The sequence below is a fragment of the Marivirga sp. genome (assembly GCF_051117495.1).
Classification (GTDB): Bacteria; Bacteroidota; Bacteroidia; order Cytophagales; family Cyclobacteriaceae; genus Marivirga.
The window spans coordinates 259076-280301 of record NZ_JBNPEF010000004.1 but is presented as its reverse complement, the minus strand read 5'-3'; the positions used below and the strand labels follow the sequence as shown (position 1 = coordinate 280301).

Annotated in this window: 33 protein-coding genes; all 33 read left to right on the top strand. The window is 36.4% G+C overall.

The annotated features are described in order from the left end of the window. Positions 1–23: 23 nt before the first annotated feature. Complete coding sequence (gene rpoC / locus ACFE0M_RS02360) at positions 24–4322, top strand: DNA-directed RNA polymerase subunit beta' (RefSeq protein WP_434544132.1); 4299 nt, start codon at positions 24–26, stop codon at positions 4320–4322. Positions 4323–4359: 37 nt separating this feature from the next. Next, positions 4360–4686: a DUF3467 domain-containing protein gene (locus ACFE0M_RS02355; RefSeq protein ID WP_303272003.1), complete on the top strand. Its 327-nt coding sequence runs from the start codon at positions 4360–4362 to the stop codon at positions 4684–4686. Positions 4687–4812: 126 nt separating this feature from the next. Further along, on the top strand, positions 4813–5187 hold the full coding sequence (rpsL, locus tag ACFE0M_RS02350) for a 30S ribosomal protein S12 (protein ID WP_013455147.1): 375 nt from the start codon (positions 4813–4815) through the stop codon (positions 5185–5187). 6 nt (positions 5188–5193) lie between these two features. Beyond that, positions 5194–5661: a 30S ribosomal protein S7 gene (rpsG, locus tag ACFE0M_RS02345; RefSeq protein WP_434544131.1), complete on the top strand. Its 468-nt coding sequence runs from the start codon at positions 5194–5196 to the stop codon at positions 5659–5661. Between the two features lie 12 nt (positions 5662–5673). Next, positions 5674–7791 carry an elongation factor G gene (gene fusA / locus ACFE0M_RS02340; RefSeq protein ID WP_434544130.1) on the top strand — a complete coding sequence of 706 codons (2118 nt, stop codon included), beginning with the start codon at positions 5674–5676 and terminating at the stop codon, positions 7789–7791. Positions 7792–7800: 9 nt separating this feature from the next. Continuing rightward, on the top strand, positions 7801–8106 hold the full coding sequence (rpsJ, locus tag ACFE0M_RS02335; protein ID WP_434544129.1) for a 30S ribosomal protein S10: 306 nt from the start codon (positions 7801–7803) through the stop codon (positions 8104–8106). A 179-nt stretch (positions 8107–8285) separates the two neighbouring features. Then, positions 8286–8924 carry a 50S ribosomal protein L3 gene (gene rplC, locus ACFE0M_RS02330; protein WP_434544128.1) on the top strand — a complete coding sequence of 213 codons (639 nt, stop codon included), beginning with the start codon at positions 8286–8288 and terminating at the stop codon, positions 8922–8924. Positions 8925–8926: 2 nt separating this feature from the next. Further along, positions 8927–9553 (top strand): 50S ribosomal protein L4, encoded by a 627-nt coding sequence (gene rplD, locus ACFE0M_RS02325; RefSeq protein ID WP_434544127.1) that lies wholly within the window; start codon positions 8927–8929, stop codon positions 9551–9553. A 5-nt stretch (positions 9554–9558) separates the two neighbouring features. Then, positions 9559–9846 carry a 50S ribosomal protein L23 gene (rplW, locus tag ACFE0M_RS02320; RefSeq protein WP_434544126.1) on the top strand — a complete coding sequence of 96 codons (288 nt, stop codon included), beginning with the start codon at positions 9559–9561 and terminating at the stop codon, positions 9844–9846. 11 nt (positions 9847–9857) lie between these two features. Further along, positions 9858–10679 carry a 50S ribosomal protein L2 gene (rplB, locus tag ACFE0M_RS02315; protein WP_434544125.1) on the top strand — a complete coding sequence of 274 codons (822 nt, stop codon included), beginning with the start codon at positions 9858–9860 and terminating at the stop codon, positions 10677–10679. 3 nt (positions 10680–10682) lie between these two features. After that, on the top strand, positions 10683–10961 hold the full coding sequence (gene rpsS / locus ACFE0M_RS02310) for a 30S ribosomal protein S19 (protein WP_303272012.1): 279 nt from the start codon (positions 10683–10685) through the stop codon (positions 10959–10961). Further along, a complete protein-coding gene (rplV, locus tag ACFE0M_RS02305) occupies positions 10961–11347 on the top strand; it encodes a 50S ribosomal protein L22 (RefSeq protein WP_434544124.1) in 387 nt (128 codons plus the stop codon). Before rpsS ends, rplV begins: the two co-directional genes overlap by 1 nt. A 2-nt stretch (positions 11348–11349) precedes the next feature. Beyond that, entirely contained in the window at positions 11350–12081 is a 732-nt protein-coding gene (gene rpsC / locus ACFE0M_RS02300) for a 30S ribosomal protein S3 (RefSeq protein WP_303272014.1), read from the top strand. Positions 12082–12111: 30 nt separating this feature from the next. Next, a complete protein-coding gene (rplP, locus tag ACFE0M_RS02295; protein ID WP_303272016.1) occupies positions 12112–12546 on the top strand; it encodes a 50S ribosomal protein L16 in 435 nt (144 codons plus the stop codon). Then, on the top strand, positions 12543–12737 hold the full coding sequence (rpmC, locus tag ACFE0M_RS02290; RefSeq protein WP_434544123.1) for a 50S ribosomal protein L29: 195 nt from the start codon (positions 12543–12545) through the stop codon (positions 12735–12737). Before rplP ends, rpmC begins: the two co-directional genes overlap by 4 nt. Before the next feature lie 8 nt (positions 12738–12745). Next, positions 12746–13000, top strand: a complete 255-nt coding sequence (gene rpsQ / locus ACFE0M_RS02285) for a 30S ribosomal protein S17 (RefSeq protein WP_375580650.1) — start codon at positions 12746–12748, stop codon at positions 12998–13000. A gap of 2 nt (positions 13001–13002) precedes the next feature. Next, on the top strand, positions 13003–13371 hold the full coding sequence (rplN, locus tag ACFE0M_RS02280; protein WP_434544122.1) for a 50S ribosomal protein L14: 369 nt from the start codon (positions 13003–13005) through the stop codon (positions 13369–13371). Between the two features lie 4 nt (positions 13372–13375). Further along, entirely contained in the window at positions 13376–13723 is a 348-nt protein-coding gene (gene rplX / locus ACFE0M_RS02275; RefSeq protein ID WP_434544121.1) for a 50S ribosomal protein L24, read from the top strand. Further along, the gene (rplE, locus tag ACFE0M_RS02270) at positions 13716–14273 is read left to right on the top strand and encodes a 50S ribosomal protein L5 (protein ID WP_434544120.1); all 558 of its coding nucleotides are present in this window, start codon (positions 13716–13718) and stop codon (positions 14271–14273) included. Before rplX ends, rplE begins: the two co-directional genes overlap by 8 nt. A gap of 2 nt (positions 14274–14275) precedes the next feature. Then, positions 14276–14545 (top strand): 30S ribosomal protein S14, encoded by a 270-nt coding sequence (gene rpsN, locus ACFE0M_RS02265; protein ID WP_013455164.1) that lies wholly within the window; start codon positions 14276–14278, stop codon positions 14543–14545. 91 nt (positions 14546–14636) lie between these two features. Continuing rightward, positions 14637–15035, top strand: coding sequence for a 30S ribosomal protein S8 (gene rpsH / locus ACFE0M_RS02260; RefSeq protein ID WP_434544119.1), 399 nt, complete (start codon positions 14637–14639; stop codon positions 15033–15035). Between the two features lie 9 nt (positions 15036–15044). Next, complete coding sequence (rplF, locus tag ACFE0M_RS02255; RefSeq protein WP_434544118.1) at positions 15045–15599, top strand: 50S ribosomal protein L6; 555 nt, start codon at positions 15045–15047, stop codon at positions 15597–15599. 8 nt (positions 15600–15607) lie between these two features. After that, positions 15608–15958: a 50S ribosomal protein L18 gene (gene rplR, locus ACFE0M_RS02250; RefSeq protein ID WP_434544117.1), complete on the top strand. Its 351-nt coding sequence runs from the start codon at positions 15608–15610 to the stop codon at positions 15956–15958. Positions 15959–15962: 4 nt separating this feature from the next. Then, positions 15963–16481 (top strand): 30S ribosomal protein S5, encoded by a 519-nt coding sequence (rpsE, locus tag ACFE0M_RS02245; protein ID WP_325122520.1) that lies wholly within the window; start codon positions 15963–15965, stop codon positions 16479–16481. Between the two features lie 5 nt (positions 16482–16486). Next, positions 16487–16669 carry a 50S ribosomal protein L30 gene (gene rpmD / locus ACFE0M_RS02240; RefSeq protein ID WP_375580657.1) on the top strand — a complete coding sequence of 61 codons (183 nt, stop codon included), beginning with the start codon at positions 16487–16489 and terminating at the stop codon, positions 16667–16669. 1 nt (position 16670) lies between these two features. Further along, positions 16671–17117 carry a 50S ribosomal protein L15 gene (rplO, locus tag ACFE0M_RS02235; RefSeq protein ID WP_303272028.1) on the top strand — a complete coding sequence of 149 codons (447 nt, stop codon included), beginning with the start codon at positions 16671–16673 and terminating at the stop codon, positions 17115–17117. A gap of 1 nt (position 17118) precedes the next feature. Then, positions 17119–18438: a preprotein translocase subunit SecY gene (gene secY / locus ACFE0M_RS02230; protein WP_013455171.1), complete on the top strand. Its 1320-nt coding sequence runs from the start codon at positions 17119–17121 to the stop codon at positions 18436–18438. A 10-nt stretch (positions 18439–18448) separates the two neighbouring features. Continuing rightward, complete coding sequence (gene infA, locus ACFE0M_RS02225; protein WP_013455172.1) at positions 18449–18667, top strand: translation initiation factor IF-1; 219 nt, start codon at positions 18449–18451, stop codon at positions 18665–18667. Positions 18668–18674: 7 nt separating this feature from the next. Beyond that, a complete protein-coding gene (gene ykgO / locus ACFE0M_RS02220) occupies positions 18675–18791 on the top strand; it encodes a type B 50S ribosomal protein L36 (protein WP_013455173.1) in 117 nt (38 codons plus the stop codon). Between the two features lie 2 nt (positions 18792–18793). Then, positions 18794–19171 carry a 30S ribosomal protein S13 gene (gene rpsM / locus ACFE0M_RS02215; protein WP_434544116.1) on the top strand — a complete coding sequence of 126 codons (378 nt, stop codon included), beginning with the start codon at positions 18794–18796 and terminating at the stop codon, positions 19169–19171. Positions 19172–19181: 10 nt separating this feature from the next. Continuing rightward, complete coding sequence (gene rpsK, locus ACFE0M_RS02210) at positions 19182–19574, top strand: 30S ribosomal protein S11 (RefSeq protein ID WP_303272031.1); 393 nt, start codon at positions 19182–19184, stop codon at positions 19572–19574. A gap of 25 nt (positions 19575–19599) precedes the next feature. Next, positions 19600–20205, top strand: a complete 606-nt coding sequence (rpsD, locus tag ACFE0M_RS02205) for a 30S ribosomal protein S4 (RefSeq protein ID WP_434544115.1) — start codon at positions 19600–19602, stop codon at positions 20203–20205. A 27-nt stretch (positions 20206–20232) separates the two neighbouring features. Continuing rightward, entirely contained in the window at positions 20233–21222 is a 990-nt protein-coding gene (locus tag ACFE0M_RS02200; RefSeq protein WP_434544114.1) for a DNA-directed RNA polymerase subunit alpha, read from the top strand. The last annotated feature ends 4 nt before the right edge of the window (positions 21223–21226 follow it).

Genomic DNA, 21226 nt, shown 5'->3' with positions numbered 1-21226 from the left:
GGCCCCATTTAGATACATTTATTATGGCGTTCAAAAAAAACAAAAAAATCAACACTGACTTTTCTAAAATCACCATTAGCTTGGCTTCTCCAGAATCTATTTTGGAAAGCTCTCATGGTGAAGTCACACAGCCAGAAACAATTAATTACAGAACTTACAAACCAGAAATGGGTGGCTTGTTCTGCGAAAGAATATTTGGTCCTGTTAAAGACTGGGAATGTCATTGTGGAAAATATAAAAGAATCAGGTATAAAGGCATCATTTGCGATAGATGTGGTGTTGAAGTAACGGAGAAAAAGGTTCGTAGAGAAAGAATGGGACACATCGAGTTGGTTGTGCCTGTTGCTCACATTTGGTATTTTAAATCTTTACCTAATAAAATCGGATATCTATTAGGCTTGCCAACCAAAAAGCTTGATCAGATTATTTATTATGAACGATTTGTGGTAATCCAGCCTGGTGTGAAAGAGGAAGATGGTATCGCTCATATGGATTTCTTAACAGAAGATGAGTATTTAGATATTCTTGATAAACTTCCTGCAGAAAATCAGAAGTTAGACGATGACGATCCAAATAAATTCATCGCCAAAATGGGTGCTGAAGCTTTGGATATGTTATTAAATAGAATTCAATTAGACGAGCTTTCTTATGAATTGAGACATCAAGCTGCAACAGACACTTCTCAACAAAGAAAAGCAGAAGCTTTAAAAAGATTGAGAGTAGTTGAAGCTTTCCGTGATGCGAGAACAAGAATTGAAAACCGTCCTGAATGGATGGTGATCAGAATGGTACCGGTTATTCCACCTGAATTGAGACCTTTGGTTCCTTTGGATGGGGGTAGATTTGCCACATCTGATTTGAATGATTTATATAGAAGAGTAATTATCAGAAACAACCGATTAAAAAGGTTGATCGATATCAAAGCGCCTGAAGTTATCCTTAGAAATGAGAAGAGGATGTTACAGGAAGCCGTTGATTCACTTTTTGATAACTCAAGAAAAGTTAATGCTGTAAGATCTGATGGAAACAGAGCTTTGAAATCCCTTTCTGATATGTTGAAAGGTAAGCAAGGTAGATTCCGTCAAAACTTATTAGGTAAAAGGGTTGATTATTCTGGTCGTTCTGTAATTGTAGTAGGACCTGAATTGAAAATGCACGAATGTGGTTTGCCAAAAAATATGGCAGCCGAGCTTTTCAAACCTTTTATCATTAGAAAATTAATTGAAAGGGGAATTGTTAAAACTGTTAAATCAGCTAAGAAGATTGTTGACAGAAAAGACCCCGTTGTTTGGGATATCTTGGAGAATGTGATGAAAGGACATCCTGTATTATTGAACAGGGCTCCAACACTTCACAGGTTAGGTATTCAAGCTTTTCAACCAAAATTAATTGAAGGTAAAGCAATTCAATTGCACCCATTAGCATGTACTGCATTTAATGCCGATTTTGATGGTGACCAAATGGCTGTTCACGTTCCTTTAGGACATGAGGCAATATTGGAAGCTTCAACGTTAATGCTTTCTTCTCACAACATTTTGAACCCGGCTAACGGAGCTCCAATTACTGTTCCTTCTCAGGATATGGTATTGGGTCTTTATTATGTTTCAAAGGGTAGAAAATCTACTAAGGAAGAGCCGGTATTGGGAGAGGGTAAATCTTTCTACAGTTCAGAGGAAGTAATTATTGCTATTAATGAAAAGAAAGTTTCTCAACATGCTAATATCAAGTTAAGAACTAAAGTTCGAAATGCTGATGGTGAGCTTGAAACTAAAATAATTGAAACAGTTGCAGGTCGTGTAATTTTCAATGAAAGTGTTCCTGCGGAAGTAGGCTATATTGATCAATTATTGACCAAGAAAAACTTACAGGGTATTATTGCCCATGTATATAAATTAGCTGGATCTGCTAAAACAGCCAAATTCTTAGATGATATCAAAGAATTAGGATTCCAAAGCGCCTACAAAGGTGGTCTTTCAATGGGATTAGGAGATATTATGGTTCCTGAAGTAAAAGATACTTTAGTGGAACAAGCTAAGGAAGAAGTAGATGCAGTTTGGAATAATTACCTAATGGGTCTTATCACTGATAACGAACGTTATAATCAGGTAATTGATATCTGGACTAGAATCAACTCTCAGTTGACCAACACTTTAATGCAACAATTAGAGGAGGACAATCAAGGATTTAACTCTATCTATATGATGATGCACTCTGGTGCTCGTGGTTCAAGAGAGCAAATCCGTCAGTTGGGTGGTATGAGAGGTTTGATGGCTAAGCCACAGAAAAACCTTGCCGGTTCTGTTGGTGGTATCATTGAAAACCCAATCCTATCTAACTTCCGTGAAGGACTAGATGTAATTGAATACTTTATTTCAACTCACGGTGCTAGAAAAGGACTTGCAGATACGGCATTGAAAACTGCAGATGCTGGTTACTTAACAAGAAGACTTGTTGATGTTGCTCAGGATGTCGTAGTAAATGAAGTAGATTGTGGTACGCTTAGAGGACTTACAGTATCTGCCTTGAAAGACAATGATGAAATTGTAGAATCATTGGCAGAAAGAATTTTGGGCCGAGTTAGTGTGCATGATGTTTATCATCCACAAACTGAGGAATTAATAGTAGGATCGGGTGAAACCATTACAGATGATATTTGTGATAAAATTGACGAAGCATTAATTGAAGAGGTTGAAATTAGGTCTGTATTAACTTGTGAAACGCAACAAGGAGTTTGTAGCAAGTGTTATGGAAGAAACTTAACAACTTCTAAAATCGCTCAGAAAGGTGATTCAGTAGGTGTAATTGCTGCTCAATCTATTGGTGAGCCAGGTACTCAGTTAACTTTAAGGACTTTCCACGTTGGGGGTACTGCATCGAACATTGCAGTTGAAGCTACAATAAAAGCTAAAACCGCAGGTGTTGTTGAATTTGAAGACTTAAGAGCTATTCAATCTACAGATGATGAAGGTGAGTCAAGAACAGTTGTGATGGGAAGATCTGGTGAAATCAAAATCATCGATCCGAAAAGCAAAAAAGTATTGATGAGTAATCACGTTCCTTACAGTGCTACTCTTAAAGTTAAAGAAGGAGAGAAAGTTGAAAAAGATCAGGAATTATGTTTCTGGGATCCATATAATGCTGTAATCCTTTCCGAATTTGAAGGTGTAACTGAATTCGAAAGCATCGAAGAAGGTGTGACTTACAAAGAGGAATCAGATGAACAAACGGGGCACAGGGAAAAAGTAATTATCGATACAAAAGATAAGACTAAAAACCCTGCTGTTATTGTAAACACAAAAGGTCAAGATTCTAAAACATATAATATTCCGGTGGGAGCTCACTTATCAGTTGATGAAGGTGCTAAAATCAAACCGGGACAAATCTTGGCGAAAATACCAAGATCAACTAGTAAGTCTAAAGATATTACAGGGGGTCTTCCTAGGGTGACCGAGCTTTTTGAAGCAAGAAACCCTTCAAACCCTGCTGTAGTTTCCGAAATTGACGGTGTAGTAACTTTTGGAGGTATCAAAAGAGGTAATAGAGAAATATTCATCGAATCAAAAGACGGTGTGAAGAAAAGGTATTTAGTATCTCTTTCTAAGCATATCTTGGTTCAAGATAATGACTTTGTGAAGGCTGGATATGCTCTTTCGGATGGTGCTACTACTCCTTCTGATATTTTGTCTATTAAAGGGCCAACAGCGGTTCAAGAATATATTGTAAATGAGATTCAGGAGGTTTACCGATTACAGGGTGTGAAGATCAATGATAAACACATTGAGGTAATCGTAAGACAAATGATGCAAAAAGTTCAGGTGTTGGAATCTGGTGATACTACTTTCTTACCAAATCAGGTGGTTGACCGCTTCGTTTTCAGAGAAGAAAATGATAGGATCTTGGATATGAAAGTGGTTACTGATGCTGGTGACTCACCTAACTTGAAACCTGGTCAAATCATTTCAGCTCGAAAATTAAGGGATGAAAACTCTACCTTGAAAAGAAAAGACTTGAAATTGGTTAAAACTAGGGATGCAGAACCTGCAGTTTCTAAACCAAACTTGCAAGGGATCACTCAAGCATCATTAGGTACTGAAAGCTTTATTTCAGCGGCCTCGTTCCAGGAAACTACCAAAGTTTTAAGTGAAGCTTCTATTAGAGGTAAGGCTGATCACTTGCTTGGTCTTAAAGAAAATGTAATTGTAGGACATCTGATTCCTGCAGGTACAGGATTGCAAGACTGGAGTGATATGATCGTAGGTTCTCAAGAAGAGCTTGATAGTATGAATGAAAGTAAAGTAACAGAAGAAAAGACTGAAGCATAATTCAGTCTTTTACATACAAATAAATCCAACATATAAAATGGAGGAACAGAAAGGAAATAAGAAACAACAGAATCAAATTAACATTGAGCTCCCTGAAGATGTAGCTGAAGGAGTTTATGCTAATTTGGCAATGGTAGCTCACTCGAATAGTGAATTCGTGATTGATTTTATTCGATTAATGCCGGGAGTGCCCAAAGCAAAAGTGAAGTCTAGAGTTGTAGTGACTCCAGAACATGCTAAAAGGTTGCTCAATGCATTGAAGGACAATATTAATAAGTACGAAAAGAATTTCGGACCTATCAAACAGTCAGAAGAATCACCAAAATTCCCAATGAATTTTGGGTCAAATGTCGGGGAAGCTTAAGCTTATTCCTTATAAATTAGAGGATTGTAAAAATAATTAATCAGATGTGTTTGGATAATGCATCTGATTTTCTACCTTTGCAGTCCTAAAAATCTCAAGTAGTAATAGAAGATAAAGTTATAATAAATGCCTACTATACAACAATTAGTTAAAAAGGGTAGAAAGAAATTGACTTCAAAGTCAAAATCTCCTGCTTTGGATTCTTGCCCACAAAGAAGGGGTGTATGTACTCGTGTTTATACCACCACTCCTAAAAAGCCGAACTCAGCAATGAGAAAAGTGGCTAGGGTTAGGTTAACCAATCAAAAAGAAGTAAACGCGTACATCCCTGGTGAAGGTCATAACCTTCAAGAACACTCTATAGTGTTGATTAGGGGTGGGAGAGTTAAAGATTTGCCCGGTGTGAGATATCACATCATTAGGGGTGCATTGGATACTGCCGGTGTAAACGGACGTACCCAAAGAAGATCAAAATACGGAGCTAAAAGACCTAAGAAATAAAATAAGATGAGGAAAGCAAAACCTAAAAAACGATATATTCTTCCAGATCCTAAGTTTGGGGACACTTTGGTAACAAAATTTGTGAACTACCTTATGGTGGACGGAAAGAAAAGTATTGCTTACAGCATTTTCTATGATGCATTAAGTATGGTAGAAGAAAAAACTAAAGAGAACGGATTGGAAGTTTGGAAAAAAGCTTTGTCTAATATCTCTCCTGCTGTTGAAGTGAAAAGTAGAAGGGTTGGTGGTGCAACATTCCAAGTACCTCTTGAGGTACGTCCTGAAAGAAAGATTTCTTTGGGGATCAAATGGATGATCACTTTCGCAAGAAAAAGAGGTGAAAAAACCATGACCGAACGTTTAGCCGGTGAAATCATCGCTGCTTCCAAAGGTGAAGGGGCTGCTATCAAAAAGAAAGATGACACCCACAGAATGGCTGAAGCAAATAAAGCATTTTCTCATTTTAGATTTTAAAAGCTAATTATAATGGCAAGAGATCTCAGACTAACACGTAATATAGGTATCGCAGCGCATATCGATGCCGGAAAAACTACTACTACAGAAAGGATTTTATACTATACTGGTGTAAGTCACAAATTAGGAGAGGTTCATGATGGTGCGGCCACTATGGACTGGATGGAACAAGAGCAAGAAAGAGGTATTACTATTACTTCTGCTGCTACAACTGTGTTCTGGCCTTACAAAGACGAAGAATACCATATTAATATTATTGATACTCCGGGTCACGTTGATTTTACTGTTGAGGTAAATAGATCGTTAAGGGTATTGGATGGTTTAGTATTCCTATTTAGTGCTGTTGATGGTGTTGAACCTCAATCAGAAACTAACTGGAGACTAGCAGATAACTATAACGTTTCAAGAATCGGGTTTGTTAATAAAATGGACCGTGATGGCGCTGACTTTTTAAATGTTTGTCGTCAAGTAAAAGAAATGTTAGGTACTAAATCAGTTCCATTACAATTACCTATAGGTGCTGAAGGTAACTTCAAAGGTGTGGTTGATTTAGTGGAAATGAAAGCCTTCGTTTGGAATGAAGAAGATAACGGAATGACATGGGAAGAGGTAGAAATACCTGCTGACATGCAAGATGAGGTTGACGAATACCGTGAGCACTTATTGGAGTCAGTTGCAGAGTATGACGAATCCTTAATGGAGAAATACTTTGAGGATCCTGAATCTATTAGTAAAGATGAAGTAATTGCTGCTTTAAGAGCTGCTACTTTAGATTTGGCTTTTGTTCCAATGATGTGTGGTTCTGCCTTTAAAAATAAAGGAGTTCAAACTTTATTAAACTATGTAATGGAGCTTTTACCTTCTCCATTAGATAGAGATAAAATAGTTGGTACAAATCCTGATACTGACGAACCAACAAGTAGAAAACCTACTTCTGATGATCCTTTTGCAGCATTAGCATTTAAAATTGCTACTGACCCATTTGTAGGTCGTTTGTGTTTTGTAAGATCTTATTCAGGTACTTTGGATTCTGGTTCTTACGTATTTAATACAAGAACTAATAAAAAGGAAAGAATTTCTAGAATCTTCCAGATGCATGCTAATAAGCAAAACCAAATTGATACACTTCATGCTGGTGATATTGCTGCAGTTGTTGGATTTAAAGATATAAAAACGGGAGATACCCTTTGTAACGAGAAGCATAAGATTGTTCTTGAATCAATGACATTCCCTGAACCAGTTATTGGTTATGCAATTGAACCGAAAACTCAGGCGGATGTTGATAAAATGGGTATGGCCATTGCTAAATTGGTAGAGGAAGATCCAACTCTTCAAGTTAATACTGATGAAGAAACCGGTCAAACCATACTAAGAGGTATGGGTGAGCTTCACTTGGACATTATCATGGATCGTTTAAGACGAGAATTTAAGGTAGATGTGAATCAAGGAGCTCCTCAAGTTGCATATAAAGAAGCTATTACAACTCTTGTTGACCATAAAGAGGTTTATAAAAAGCAATCTGGTGGTAAAGGTAAATTTGCGGATATCGTATTTAAGTTATCTCCAGCTGAGCCAGATGAGAAAGGTGATATTCAACCTGGTTTACAATTTGACAACAAGATTACTGGTGGTGTTATTCCAAAAGAATTCATTCCAGCAATTCAGAAAGGTTTTACAGAGTCCATGGCAAATGGTCCATTAGCAGGATATCCTGTTGAAGCAATGAAGGTTGAATTATACCATGGTAGTTTCCACGATGTCGATTCAGATGCATTATCTTTTGAATTAGCTGCAAGAATTGGTTTTAAAGAAGCTGCTAAAAAGGCAGGTCCTCAATTGTTAGAACCAATTATGAAGGTGGAAGTACTTACCCCAGAAGAATATACTGGTCCTGTTACAGGTGATTTGAATAAAAGAAGAGGTTTAATGAAGGGAATGGATCCTAAAGGTGCAGCTCAAGTAATCAGAGCTGATGTTCCGTTGTCTGAATTGTTCGGATATGTTACAGACCTTAGAACTATTAGTTCTGGTAGGGCAACTGCTTCTTTAACTTTTTCACACTATGACCCAGTTCCTCGTAACATTGCGGATGAAGTAATTGCAAAATCTAAAGGGGAGACTGTTAAATAATTAGGAATCATGAATCAGAAAATTAGAATAAAGTTAAAATCATACGATCACAATTTAGTAGATAAGTCTTCTGAAAAAATTGTGAGAGCTGTAAAAACAACAGGCGCAATAGTTAGCGGTCCAATTCCGTTGCCTACTGAAAAAGAGATATTTACAGTATTGCGTTCTCCGCACGTGAATAAAAAATCTCGTGAGCAGTACCAATTGTGTACGTTCAAAAGATTAGTTGATATTTATTCAAATAGCGCTAAGACAGTTGACGCTTTGATGAAACTTGAGCTTCCTAGTGGAGTTGATGTTGAGATTAAGGTTTAATTGTACAATATATAAAATGAGAAAAACCAATGGTCTGTGAATCATTGGTTTTTCTTTTTTAGAATTTAGTATTTTTTAGTGTTGTAAGTTTTGTAGCTTATAATATTTTACTAACTTTGCAGTCCTTTCGGGAAAAGCTACGGTAAAACCCGTTTAAAGGTTGTTAATCAAACTTAATAATGTCTGGAATAATAGGAAAAAAAATCGGAATGACTAGTATCTACGGTGTCGATGGACGGAATGTCGCATGCACGGTGATAGAAGCTGGTCCTTGTGTGGTTACACAAGTAAAAAAAGAGGAGACCGATGGTTATTCTGCTATTCAATTGGGCTATGACGAGCGCAAGGAGAAGAATACACCAAAAGCATTGCAGGGGCATTTTAAAAATGCTCAGACAACGCCTAAGAAAAAATTAGCTGAATTTCGTGAATACGAAGGTTACGATACTTTCGTGGACAATTTTAGTTTAGGTCAGACAGTGACCATCAGTGATGTTTTTGAGGAAGGTGATTTTGTAGATGTTGCAGGTACTTCAAAAGGTAAAGGATTCCAAGGTGTTGTAAAACGTCATGGTTTCGGTGGAGTTGGTCAAGCAACTCATGGTCAACATAATAGACAAAGAGCACCAGGTTCAATCGGTGGTGCTTCTTATCCGGCTAGAGTATTTCCGGGTATGCGTATGGCTGGTAGAACAGGTGGGGATAGAGTTAAAAACACCAATTTAAGAGTGTTGAAAATTATCCCTGAGAAGAACTTACTTTTAGTAAGTGGGTCAATACCAGGTGCTAAAAATTCATTTGTAATAATAGAGAAATAAAGATGGAGCTTTCAATTTTAAAACATACAGGCGAAGACACCGGAAGAAAGATTTCTTTATCGGATGCCATCTTTGATATAGAGCCAAATGATCACGCTATTTATTTAGATGTGAAACAGAAAATGGCTAATGCGAGACAAGGAACGCATAAATCTAAAGAGAGAGCGGAAATTTCTGGGTCAACTAGAAAAATCAAAAAGCAAAAAGGTACTGGAACCGCACGTGCTGGTAGTATTAAATCACCAATCTTTAAAGGTGGTGGTAGAGTTTTCGGTCCAAGACCAAAAGACTATAGCTTTAAATTAAATAAAAAGTTAAAAGCAGTTGCTAGAAAATCAGCTTTAACTTATAAAGCAAAGGATCAGATGATTTCTGTTTTAGAAGGATTTACTTTCAATGAAGTAAAAACTAAAAACTATACAGAAATGCTGAACAAGTTGTCTTTGGATAATAAAAAGACACTTTTAGTTCTTCCGGAGGTAGATAAAAATATCGTCTTATCGGGTAGAAATATTAAGAATACGCAAGTAACTACAGTTGATTCATTAAATACGTATGATGTACTTCATGCTGATCAGTTACTTTTCGTTGAAGGTTCTTTAGAGAAAATTGAAAACTTATTTAAGTAAAAGATATGAGCGTTTTAGTTAAACCATTAGTAACGGAAAAAGTCTCAGACCTCAACGAAAAAGGTAAATATGGATTTGTTGTAGATATCAATGCAAACAAAATTCAAATTAAAGCTGAGGTTGAAAAAACTTATGGTGTAAATGTAGAGAGTATCAATACCATGAAGTATTTGGGTAAGCAAAAATCTCGTTACACTAAGTCTAGGATTCTTACTGGTAGAAAACCTAGTTTCAAAAAAGCAATTGTAACTGTAGCAGAAGGAGAGGTAATCGATTTCTACAGCGAAATTTAATGATCTGAAAAATGGCAGTTAAAAAATTAAGACCAGTTACAGCTGGACAAAGATATAGGTTAGCACCGGTTTATACCGAGCTTAGCAAGGTGGCTCCTGAAAAGTCATTGTTAGCTCCAAGTAAAAAATCGGGCGGAAGAAACAACTCAGGTCGCATGACAATGCGCTACTTAGGTGGCGGTCATAAGCAAAGCTTGAGAATTGTTGACTTTAAAAGGAACAAATTTAATATTCCTGCTAAAGTAGCTACTTTAGAGTATGATCCGGGAAGAACAGCATTCATTGCTTTATTGCATTATGCTGATGGGGAAAAGAGATATATCTTGGCTCCTAACGGATTGAAGGTAGGAGATAGCATTATTTCAGGTAAAGGTATTGCCCCTGATGTGGGAAATGCACTTCCATTATCTGATATTCCATTGGGTACAATTATTCATAATATTGAAATTAAGCCTGGTGCTGGTGGCGCAATGTCAAGAAGTGCTGGATCTTATGCACAATTGTTAGCTAGAGATGGAAAATATGCAACTTTGAAATTGCCTTCTGGTGAGATGAGATTAGTACTAGCTACTTGCATGGCAACGGTTGGTACGGTTTCAAATGCTGATCACATGATTGTGAAATTAGGTAAAGCTGGCCGTAAACGTTGGTTAGGTAGAAGACCTAGAACGAGAGCGGTTGTTATGAACCCAGTTGATCACCCAATGGGTGGAGGTGAAGGTAGAGCTTCAGGAGGTCACCCAAGATCAAGAAAAGGTTTATTGGCTAAAGGTTTAAAAACCAGAACGCCTAAGAAATATTCCAATAAATTAATTATCGGTAAAAAGAAATAATAGATGGCTAGATCATTAAAAAAAGGACCTTATATCGACTTTCGTCTAGAGAAGAAAGTTGATAACATGAATGACTCCGGTAAGAAATCGGTTATCAAAACTTGGTCAAGAAGATCTATGATTTCTCCTGATTTTGTTGGTCATACTTTCGCAGTACATAATGGAAATAAATTTATTCCGGTTTATGTAACTGAAAACATGGTAGGACATAAGTTAGGTGAATTTTCACCTACCAGAAACTTCAGGGGTCATATAAACAAAAAAGATAAAGGTAAGAGATAATGGAAGCAATAGCTAAATTAAATAACGTACCTACTTCCCCTAGAAAAATGAGGATGGTAGTGGATCTTATCAGAGGAGAAAAAGTGAATCGTGCTTTGAACATTTTAAAGTTTGAATCTAAGCATGGTGCTGCCAGAGTTGAGAAATTATTGCTTTCTGCAATTGCCAACTGGCAACAAGCAAATCCTGAACTTGATCTTGAAGATGCTGATTTATATGTGAAATCTGTTCAAGTTGATGGTGGTAGGGTTTTGAAAAGACTAAGACCTGCCCCTCAAGGTAGAGCTCATAGAATTAGAAAGAGATCAAACCATGTAACTTTGATTGTTGACAGTGCTGCGGATAAAGCGGTATTGGCTGAAACTGATAACGCTGAAAATAAATAACAATGGGACAGAAAGTTAATCCAATAGGTTTTCGTTTAGGAATTGTTCGTGGTTGGGAATCCAACTGGTACGGAGGAAAAGGCTTGTCCTTTTCTGACAAACTAATCGAAGATCAAAAAATAAGAGAATATATATTAGCTCGTATTCCTAAAGGCGGAATCTCTAAGATTGTTATCGAAAGAACTTTAAAAAGAATCACTTTAACAGTTCATACTGCTAGACCAGGTGTTGTAATCGGAAAAGGTGGTAGTGAAGTAGATAAATTAAAAGAGGAGCTTAAAAAATTAACAGGTAAAGATGTTCAAATCAACATTTTTGAAATCAAAAGACCTGAATTAGATGCTAAATTAATTGGTGAATCTATTGGTCAGCAATTAAAAGCTAGAATTTCCTACAGAAGAGCAATGAAGCAAGCAATTGCTTCTGCCATGAGAGTAGGGGCTCAAGGTATTAAAGTTAAAGTTTCAGGTCGTTTAGGCGGTGCTGAAATGGCACGTACCGAAATGTATAAAGAAGGAAGAATTCCTTTGCATACTTTAAGGGCGGATATCGACTATGAAACAACTCATGCACATACAATATACGGTACTATTGGAGTAAAAGTATGGGTTTTCAAAGGCGAGGTTTTCGGCAAGAGAGACTTGTCGCTCAATGTTGGGGCAGGTACTCCTGGAAAAGGTGGTGGCCCGGCTAATAATAGAAGAAGTGAACGTCCTAAAAGAAAGCGTAAATAATCGCTTTCTTGGTTAAAAAATATTTAAGAAATGTTACAGCCAAAGAGAACAAAATTTAGGAAAAAGCAAAAGGGAAGAGTAAAAGGTATTGCTCAGAGAGGGCATAGAATTGCTTTCGGTAGTTTTGCTTTGAAGTCACTGGAGCCGGGTTGGATTACCAGTAGACAAATAGAGGCCGCAAGGATTGCCATGACTAGGGCAATGAAAAGACAAGGTCAGGTTTGGATTAGGATTTTCCCTGACAAACCTATTACTAAAAAACCTGCAGAGGTTCGTATGGGTAAGGGTAAAGGTGCTCCTGAATATTGGGTGGCTACTGTAAAGCCTGGAACCATTATGTTTGAAGCTGGTGGTGTACCAATGGATTTAGCTAAAGAAGCTTTAAGATTGGCTGCACAAAAATTGCCGGTTAAAACCAAATTTTCAGTAAGAAGGGACTATGCAGAAAACCCTATTGTAATATGAAAAACGCTGATATAAAAAAATTATCCATTGACGAGCTCAATGAGAATATTAAAGTTGAAGGACAAAAGCTTCATAAGTTGAAGTTTGCACACGCTATTTCTCCTATAGAGAATCCTATGCAAATAAGAGATACTCGTAAGAATATTGCTCGTTTGCAGACTGAACTAAGTAGTAAAGTACTTGCTAAATGATTGCTAAGATGGAAAGAAACCTTAGAAAGGAAAGAGTAGGGTTAGTTGTTAGTAACAAAATGGATAAGTCCATTACCGTTTCTGTAGAAAGAAAGGTAAAACACCCTATGTATGGTAAATTCGTAAAGAAAAACACCAAATTCATGGCTCATGATGAGGCTAATGATTGTACAATTGGCGATACCGTCAGAATACAAGAAACACGCCCATTGAGTAAGAATAAAAAGTGGAGATTAGTAGAAATCGTAGAAAGAGCTAAATAACCATGATACAACAAGAATCAAGATTAAGTGTAGCGGATAATAGTGGTGCCAAGGAGGTATTGTGTATCCGTGTATTGGGTGGTACTAAGAAAAGGTATGCTTCCATTGGTGATAAAGTGATTGTAACTGTAAAATCTGCTCTTTCTTCAAGTAACTTGAAAAAAGGTACCGTTTCTAGAGCTGTTATTGTTCGCACTAGAAAAGAAGTAAGAAGAAAAGATGGTTCTTATATTCGCTTTGAAGATAATGCTGCGGTATTATTGAATCCCAATGATGAGCCTAGAGGTACTCGTATCTTTGGCCCTGTTGCAAGAGAATTGCGTGAAAAGCAATTCATGAAAATTGTTTCTTTAGCACCTGAAGTATTATAATATTATGGAGAGGAGAAAAAACAAACAGAAGAAATTACATATCCGCAAAGGCGACACTGTAAAAGTAATTGCCGGTAATGCTAAAGGCAAAACTGGTAAAGTGTTGGAGATGTTGGGTGAAAAAGATAGAGCTATCGTTGAAGGTGCAAATATTGTTACTAAACATAAAAAACCTTCTGCTAACAGCCCTCAGGGTGGTATTGATAAAATCGAAGCTCCTATTCACATCAGTAATTTGATGTTGGTTGATCCAGCCACTGGCGATGCAACTAGAACTGGGCGAAAGCTAGACGAGAACGGTAAATTACAAAGATATTCAAAAAAAACGGGGGAGGTAATCAAAAATGGCTAATCCAAGATTAAAAGAATTATATCTGGGTGAAATAATTCCCGCTTTGAAAGGAAAGTTTCAATATAGCTCTGCTATGGAAGTTCCTAAGCTTACTAAAATAGTAATCAATAAAGGAATTGGGGCAGCTACTGCAGATAAGAAATTAGTAGATACTGGTGTTGAAGAGTTGACCATGATAACTGGTCAAAAAGCAGTACCAACTTACGCTAAAAATTCAATCTCTAATTTTAAATTAAGAGAAGGGATGCCAATTGGAGCTAAAGTTACACTTAGAGGCGAAAAAATGTATGAGTTTTTAGATAGATTATTATCTGTTTCATTACCTCGTGTACGTGATTTTCAAGGTGTAAAGGATAAAGGTTTTGACGGAAGAGGTAATTATACTCTTGGAGTTAAAGAACAAATTATTTTTCCAGAAATCAGTATTGACAAAGTTTCTACTATTTCTGGTATGGATATAACATTTGTAACCACTGCAAAAACGGATGAAGAGAGCTATGAATTATTGAAAGCTTTCGGAACTCCATTTGCCAGTAAAAACAATCAATAATTATGGCTAGAAAAGCAGTAATTGCCAGAGAAAAGAAAAGAGAAAGACTGGTTGCTAAGTATGCAGCCAAAAGAGCTGAACTAAAAGCCAATGGCGACTATGAGGCTCTAGATAAATTACCGAAAAATGCATCTCCAGTAAGATTACACAACAGATGTAAACTTACGGGCCGTCCTAAAGGATATATGCGTAAATTTGGTATTTCGAGAGTAACTTTCCGTGAAATGGCTTCACAAGGAAAGATACCGGGAGTTACCAAAGCAAGTTGGTGATTTTTAAAATTTTATTTTTATAAACAAATTAATTTCTTAACTTTGCACGCCTGTTTCGGCAGAGCAAATAGAAATTATAATTAATTAAGAAATGGTAACTGATCCAATAGCTGATTTTCTGACAAGGGTTCGTAATGCTATAAAGGCAAATCACCGAATCGTAGAGGTACCGGCATCAAACTTGAAAAAAAGTATGACCCAGGTGCTTCATGAAAAAGGTTATATCCTGAATTATAAATTTGAGGAAAATAACGGACAAGGTAATATTAAAATAGCCTTGAAATATGATCCTGAAACTAAGACTCCAGCTATAACCAAATTAGAGAGAGTTTCAAAACCAGGGTTAAGAAAATACTCTGATTCTGAAAATCTACCGAGGGTTTTAAATGGCTTAGGTGTGGCGATTATGTCAACGTCTAAAGGAGTTATTACTGACAAGGAAGCAAGATCGCTTAAAGTTGGTGGTGAAGTATTGTGCTACGTATATTAAAGAATAGAAATGTCACGAATAGGTAAAAGTCTTATAAATCTACCTCAAGATGTAACGCTCGAGATCGCTAAAGATAATTTAGTGACTGTGAAGGGATCTAAGGGTACCTTAACACAGCAAGTAGATCCTGCTATTTCTGTTAAGAATACTGATGGGGTAATAGCACTTGAGAGAGCTACAGAATCAAAAAGACATAAAGCAATGCACGGTTTGTACAGAGCTTTATTGAATAATATGGTTACTGGTGTTTCTGAGGGCTTTAAAAAGCAATTAGAGCTTGTGGGTGTTGGTTATAAAGCCACAGTACAAGGTAATATATTAGAGCTGAACGTAGGTTACTCACACAGTATATTTTTAGGATTGCCTGATGAGGTTAAAGCTACAGCTGAAACTGTAAAAGGTCAAAATCCAGTCGTTACTCTAGAGAGTTTTGACAAACAATTAATTGGACAAGTAGCTGCTAAAATCAAATCCCTACGTACTGTTGAGCCTTATAAAGGTAAAGGAATTAGATTTGTTGGTGAACAAGTTAGACGTAAAGCAGGTAAAACTGCCGCTAAATAATATTTAAAATGGCTATTAGTAAACAAAATAGACGAGCTCGAATTAAATTAGGAATTCGTAGAAAGATTTCTGGAACTACTGAAACACCTCGTTTGTCGGTATTTAAAAGTAACCGTGCCATTTATGCACAAGTAATCGATGATTTAAAAGGTCATACTTTGGTTGCTGCAAATTCAATTGAATTAGGTGCTAAAAGTAATGCTGATCTGGATACGGCTTCTAAAGTAGGTGAAACTCTTGCTCAAAGAGCGAAAGATGCTGGTATCAAAACAATTGTGTTTGATAGAGGTGGTTACAGATTTCATGGTAGAGTAAAAGCATTGGCTGACGGTGCTCGTAAAGGTGGCTTAAAATTCTAAAAATATGTCTCAGAGTAATATAAAATCTGTAAGAGCAAGCGAAATCGAATTGAAAGAGAAGGTAGTAGCCATTAAAAGGGTTGCTAAGGTTGTGAAAGGTGGTAGAAGATTCAGTTTCTCTGCAATCGTAGTTGTTGGAGATGGTAACGGTGTTGTTGGTTATGGTTTAGGTAAAGCGAATGAAGTAACTGACGCAATTACTAAAGGAATTGATGATGCTAAGAAGAACTTGGTTAAAGTGCCAATTCTTAAGGGTACTGTTCCACATGAGCAAATTGGAAAATACAGCGGAGGATTTGTATTAATTAAGCCGGCATCTCCAGGTACTGGAGTAATTGCAGGTGGTGCAATGCGTGCTGTTTTCGAAAGTGCTGGTGTACACAATGTTTTGGCTAAATCTAAAGGTTCTTCTAATCCGCACAACGTAGTGAAAGCTACATTCGATGCACTACTTAAATTGAGAGATCCGTTTACTGTAGCCAAAGATAGAGGAATTGCACTTTCTAACGTATTTAACGGGTAATTACAATGGCGAAGAAAATTAAGGTAACACAAACCAGAAGTGTAATAGGAAGACCTAAAAATCAAAAGCTAACGATTGAAGCTTTGGGTTTAGGAAGAATTAATAAAACTGTGACTAAAGATTCAACTCCTCAAATAGAGGGAATGTTGAGAAAAGTAGCTCACTTAGTTAATGTAACTGAAGGATAAGATGAAATTACATACATTAAAACCAGCAGAAGGTTCTATTAAAAATAGAAAGCGTATTGGTAGAGGTCAGGGTTCTGGTGCTGCCGGTACTGCAGGTAGAGGTCATAAAGGCGCTAAATCTAGAAGTGGTTATTCTTCAAAACAAGGTTTTGAGGGAGGTCAAATGCCATTGCAAAGAAGAGTTCCTAAATTTGGTTTCAATAATTTCAACAGGGTAAGCTATAAAGCTATCAACTTGAGCGATCTACAGATTCTTCAAGAAAAATATAGTGTTGATACTATTGATTTAGATTTATTGAAAAGCAAAGGACTTGTTGCTAAAAATGACTTGGTTAAAATTTTAGGAAACGGAACCTTAAAAGCTAAATTGAATGTTACTGCTAATGCATTTTCAAAAACTGCATTAGAGGCAATCGAAAAAGCTGGAGGAACTGCATCAAAAATATAATATGAATCGTTTTTTTTCTACCATAAAGAATATTTTCTCCATAGAGGAGCTTAGAGATAGAATTTTAAATACCATTGGGTTTTTAATTATTTTCCGTTTAGGCTCTTTTGTGGTATTGCCAGGGGTGGATCCTTCCAAATTATCTGGAGATGCACAAGGTATATTCGGCCTTCTTGATACTATTTTAGGTGGGGCATTTTCTAATGCATCCATCTTTGCGTTAGGTATTATGCCATATATTTCTGCTAGTATTGTTATTCAGCTACTAACAGTTGCTGTACCATACTTCCAGAAAATGCAAAAAGAAGGGGAATCTGGTAGGAAGAAAATTACGCAAATTACTAGAGTGTTGACAATTGCTATCACTTTCGTTCAAGGTGTTAGTTATGTTGCCGGAACTATTCCAAGTGAGGCAATCATGATGAGTCAAACATTCTTTACTTTCACTTCTGTAATTGTTTTAACCGCTGGTACAATCTTTTGTATGTGGTTAGGTGAGAAGATTACTGATAAAGGAATCGGAAATGGTATTTCAATGTTAATCATGATTGGAATTATTTCACGTTTCCCTGGTTCAATTGTAGCTGAAGCTATTTCTTTAGGAATGAGTGGATTATTGTTCTTTATTCTTGAAATTGTGGCTCTTTTCTTTGTAGTAATGGTGACAGTAATGTTGGTGCAAGCTACAAGAAGAATACCAGTTCAATATGCCAAACAAGTTGTAGGCGGTAGAGTATATGGGGGACAACGTCAATATATTCCACTGAAAGTTAATGCATCTGGTGTAATGCCAATCATTTTTGCACAATCATTAATGTTCTTACCAGCTTTATTGGCCAATCTATGGGCAGATGATAGTGATACTGCAGCCTATATTGGAAATGTATTTTCGGACTTTCAAAGCTGGCAGTACAATTTGACATTTGCATTATTAATTATAGTATTTACATTCTTATATACAGCGATTACTATTAATCCTAGTCAAATTGCTGATGATATGAAAAGAAACGGTGGCTTTGTTCCCGGTATCAAACCAGGAAAAGAAACATCTGATTTCATAGATAATATTTTAACAAAAATTACCTTACCAGGCTCAATATATTTAGCATTAATAGCAATATTACCTGCTTTTGTCGCAAGAGCTGGTGTTGGTACTCAATTCTCTCAATTCTTTGGAGGTACATCATTAATCATTATGGTGGGAGTAATTTTAGATACACTTCAACAAATTGAGAGTTACTTATTGATGCGTCATTATGAAGGTATGATGAAATCAGGTAAGGTTAAAGGAAGTTCATCACAAAGAACAGCGGTAGCTTAATTTAAAAATTATGGCAAAACAAAGTTCAATAGAGCAAGATGGAACAATAACAGAAGCGTTATCAAACGCTATGTTTAGAGTTGAATTAAGTAATGGTCATGAGGTAATAGCTCATATTTCCGGTAAGATGAGAATGAATTACATCAAAATTCTTCCTGGGGATAAAGTAAAATTGGAGATGTCTCCTTATGATCTAACTAAAGGTAGAATAGTATACAGATACAAATAAAAAGATTATGAAAGTTAAAGCTTCAATCAAAAAGAGAAGTGTTGATTGTAAAGTTGTCCGTAGAAACGGTAAGCTTTATGTGATCAACAAAAAGAATCCACGTTTCAAACAAAGACAAGGGTAATTATGGCAAGAGTTTCCGGAGTAGATATTCCTGATAATAAAAGGGGAGTTATATCATTGACCTATATTTTTGGTCTTGGTAAAAGTTCAGCGGCTAAGATATTAGAAATGGCTGGCGTAGATGCTGATAAAAAGGTAAGTGAATGGACTGATGATGAAGCTAACAGTGTTAGGACTGTCATTAGTGAAAATTTCAAGACGGAAGGTGTTTTAAAATCTGAGGTTCAAATGAGCATTAAGAGATTATTGGACATTGGATGTTACAGAGGTTTACGTCATAGAAAAGGGCTTCCATTAAGAGGACAGAGAACTAAAAATAACTCTCGTACCCGTAAAGGAAAGAGGAAGACTATTGCAAATAAAAAGAAAGCTACTAAGTAATCATTAGATCATGGCTCAAAAGAGAAAAGATAAAGCTAAAAAAAGAGTTGTTAATGTTGAAGCTATTGGTCAGGCTCATATCAGAGCCTCATTCAATAACATCATTATTTCATTGACAAACTCTACAGGTCAAGTAATTTCCTGGGCATCTGCCGGAAAAATGGGGTTTAAAGGTTCTAAAAAGAACACTCCATATGCTGGCCAAGTTGCAGCACAAAACGCTGCACAAACTGCCTATGATTTAGGCCTTAGAAAAGTAGAGGTTTACGTAAAAGGACCTGGAGCAGGTAGAGATTCTGCAATCAGGACTATACAAAATACAGGTATTGAAGTAACGATGATTAAGGATGTTACTCCACTGCCTCACAATGGATGTCGTCCACCTAAAAGACGTAGGGTTTAATTCATCGTTTAAGTAATTAAAGAAAATGGCAAGATATAAAGGACCAAAATCCAAAATTGCAAGAAGGTTTAACGAACCTATTTTTGGTGCAAGTAAAGCATTATCCAAAAAAGCTTATCCTCCTGGCCAACATGGCAGAGGAAGGCGTAGAAAGCAATCTGAATATGCTGTACAGCTTATGGAAAAACAAAAAGCTAAATATACCTATGGTGTATTAGAAAAGCAGTTTGCTAATTTATTCGATAAAGCTTCAAGAAAGAAAGGTATCACCGGTGAGGTTTTACTTCAATTATTGGAAAGCAGATTGGATAATGTTGTTTTTAGATTGGGAATTGCTCCCACTAGAAGAGCAGCAAGACAGTTGGTAGGTCATAAACATGTATTGGTGAATGGTGAGATTTTAAATATTCCATCATACCAAGTGAAAGAAGGAGATGTGATTGGTGTTAGAGAGAAATCTAAATCTCTTGAAGCGGTTACTGATAGTCTTTCTTCTAATACAGTATCAAAATATTCTTGGTTGGAATTTGATAAGTCTTCAATGTCAGGGAAATTTGTTAATACCCCACAAAGAGAAGATATTCCAGAGAATATTAATGAGCAACTAATTGTCGAGTTGTACTCAAAATAATAAGTTAATTTAAAGAAATTTTATAATATGTCCATTTTAGCATTCCAAATGCCTGAAAAGGTTGCAATGGAAAAAGCAGATGATTTTCACGGGCTTTTTACATTCAAACCATTAGAAAAAGGATATGGTGTTACCGTTGGTAATGCCTTAAGAAGAATTTTGTTATCTTCATTAGAAGGTTATGCTATAACAGGAATTAAGATTCCTGGTGTATTGCATGAATTCTCTGCAGTTGAAGGTGTAGTGGAAGATGTTTCTGAAATCATATTAAACCTAAAAATGGTTAGGTTTAAAAAGATTGCAGAAGTTGCCGATAACAAAATCAATATTTCTCTAAAAAATATTAAAGAATTCAAGGCAGGTGATATCAATAAATTCACTACTGCTTATGAAATCTTGAATCCGGAATTATTGATTTGTCATATGGACGAATCGGTAAACTTTGAGATAGAATTGACTATCGAAAAAGGTAGAGGATATGTTTCTTCCGAGGACAACAAAGTAATGGATCAGGCTACGGATTATATTGCTATCGATTCAATTTTCACCCCTATCAAAAACGTTAAATATAGCGTTGAAAATACAAGGGTTGAACAAAAAACTGATTATGAACAATTAGTTTTGGATATTGAGACTGATGGAAGTATTCATCCTGAGGTGGCTTTAAAAGGAGCTGCCAATATTTTGATCAAACACTTCATGTTGTTTTCTGACCAAAATATGGTATTGGATGCTGGCGGATCTGATGAACCGGAAGCTGTAGATGAGGAAATGTTGCATATGCGTAAATTACTCAAAACGGCTCTTAATGATTTAGATCTTTCCGTAAGAGCATATAATTGCTTGAAAGCTGCTGATGTTAAAACATTAGGCGATTTGGTAGCACTTGAGATTTCCGATATGATGAAGTTTAGAAACTTTGGTAAGAAATCTTTAGCTGAATTAGAGCAATTGGTAGCTGATAAAGGGTTAACCTTTGGAATGGATTTATCCAAATACAAACTTGACGAAGAATAAGGAC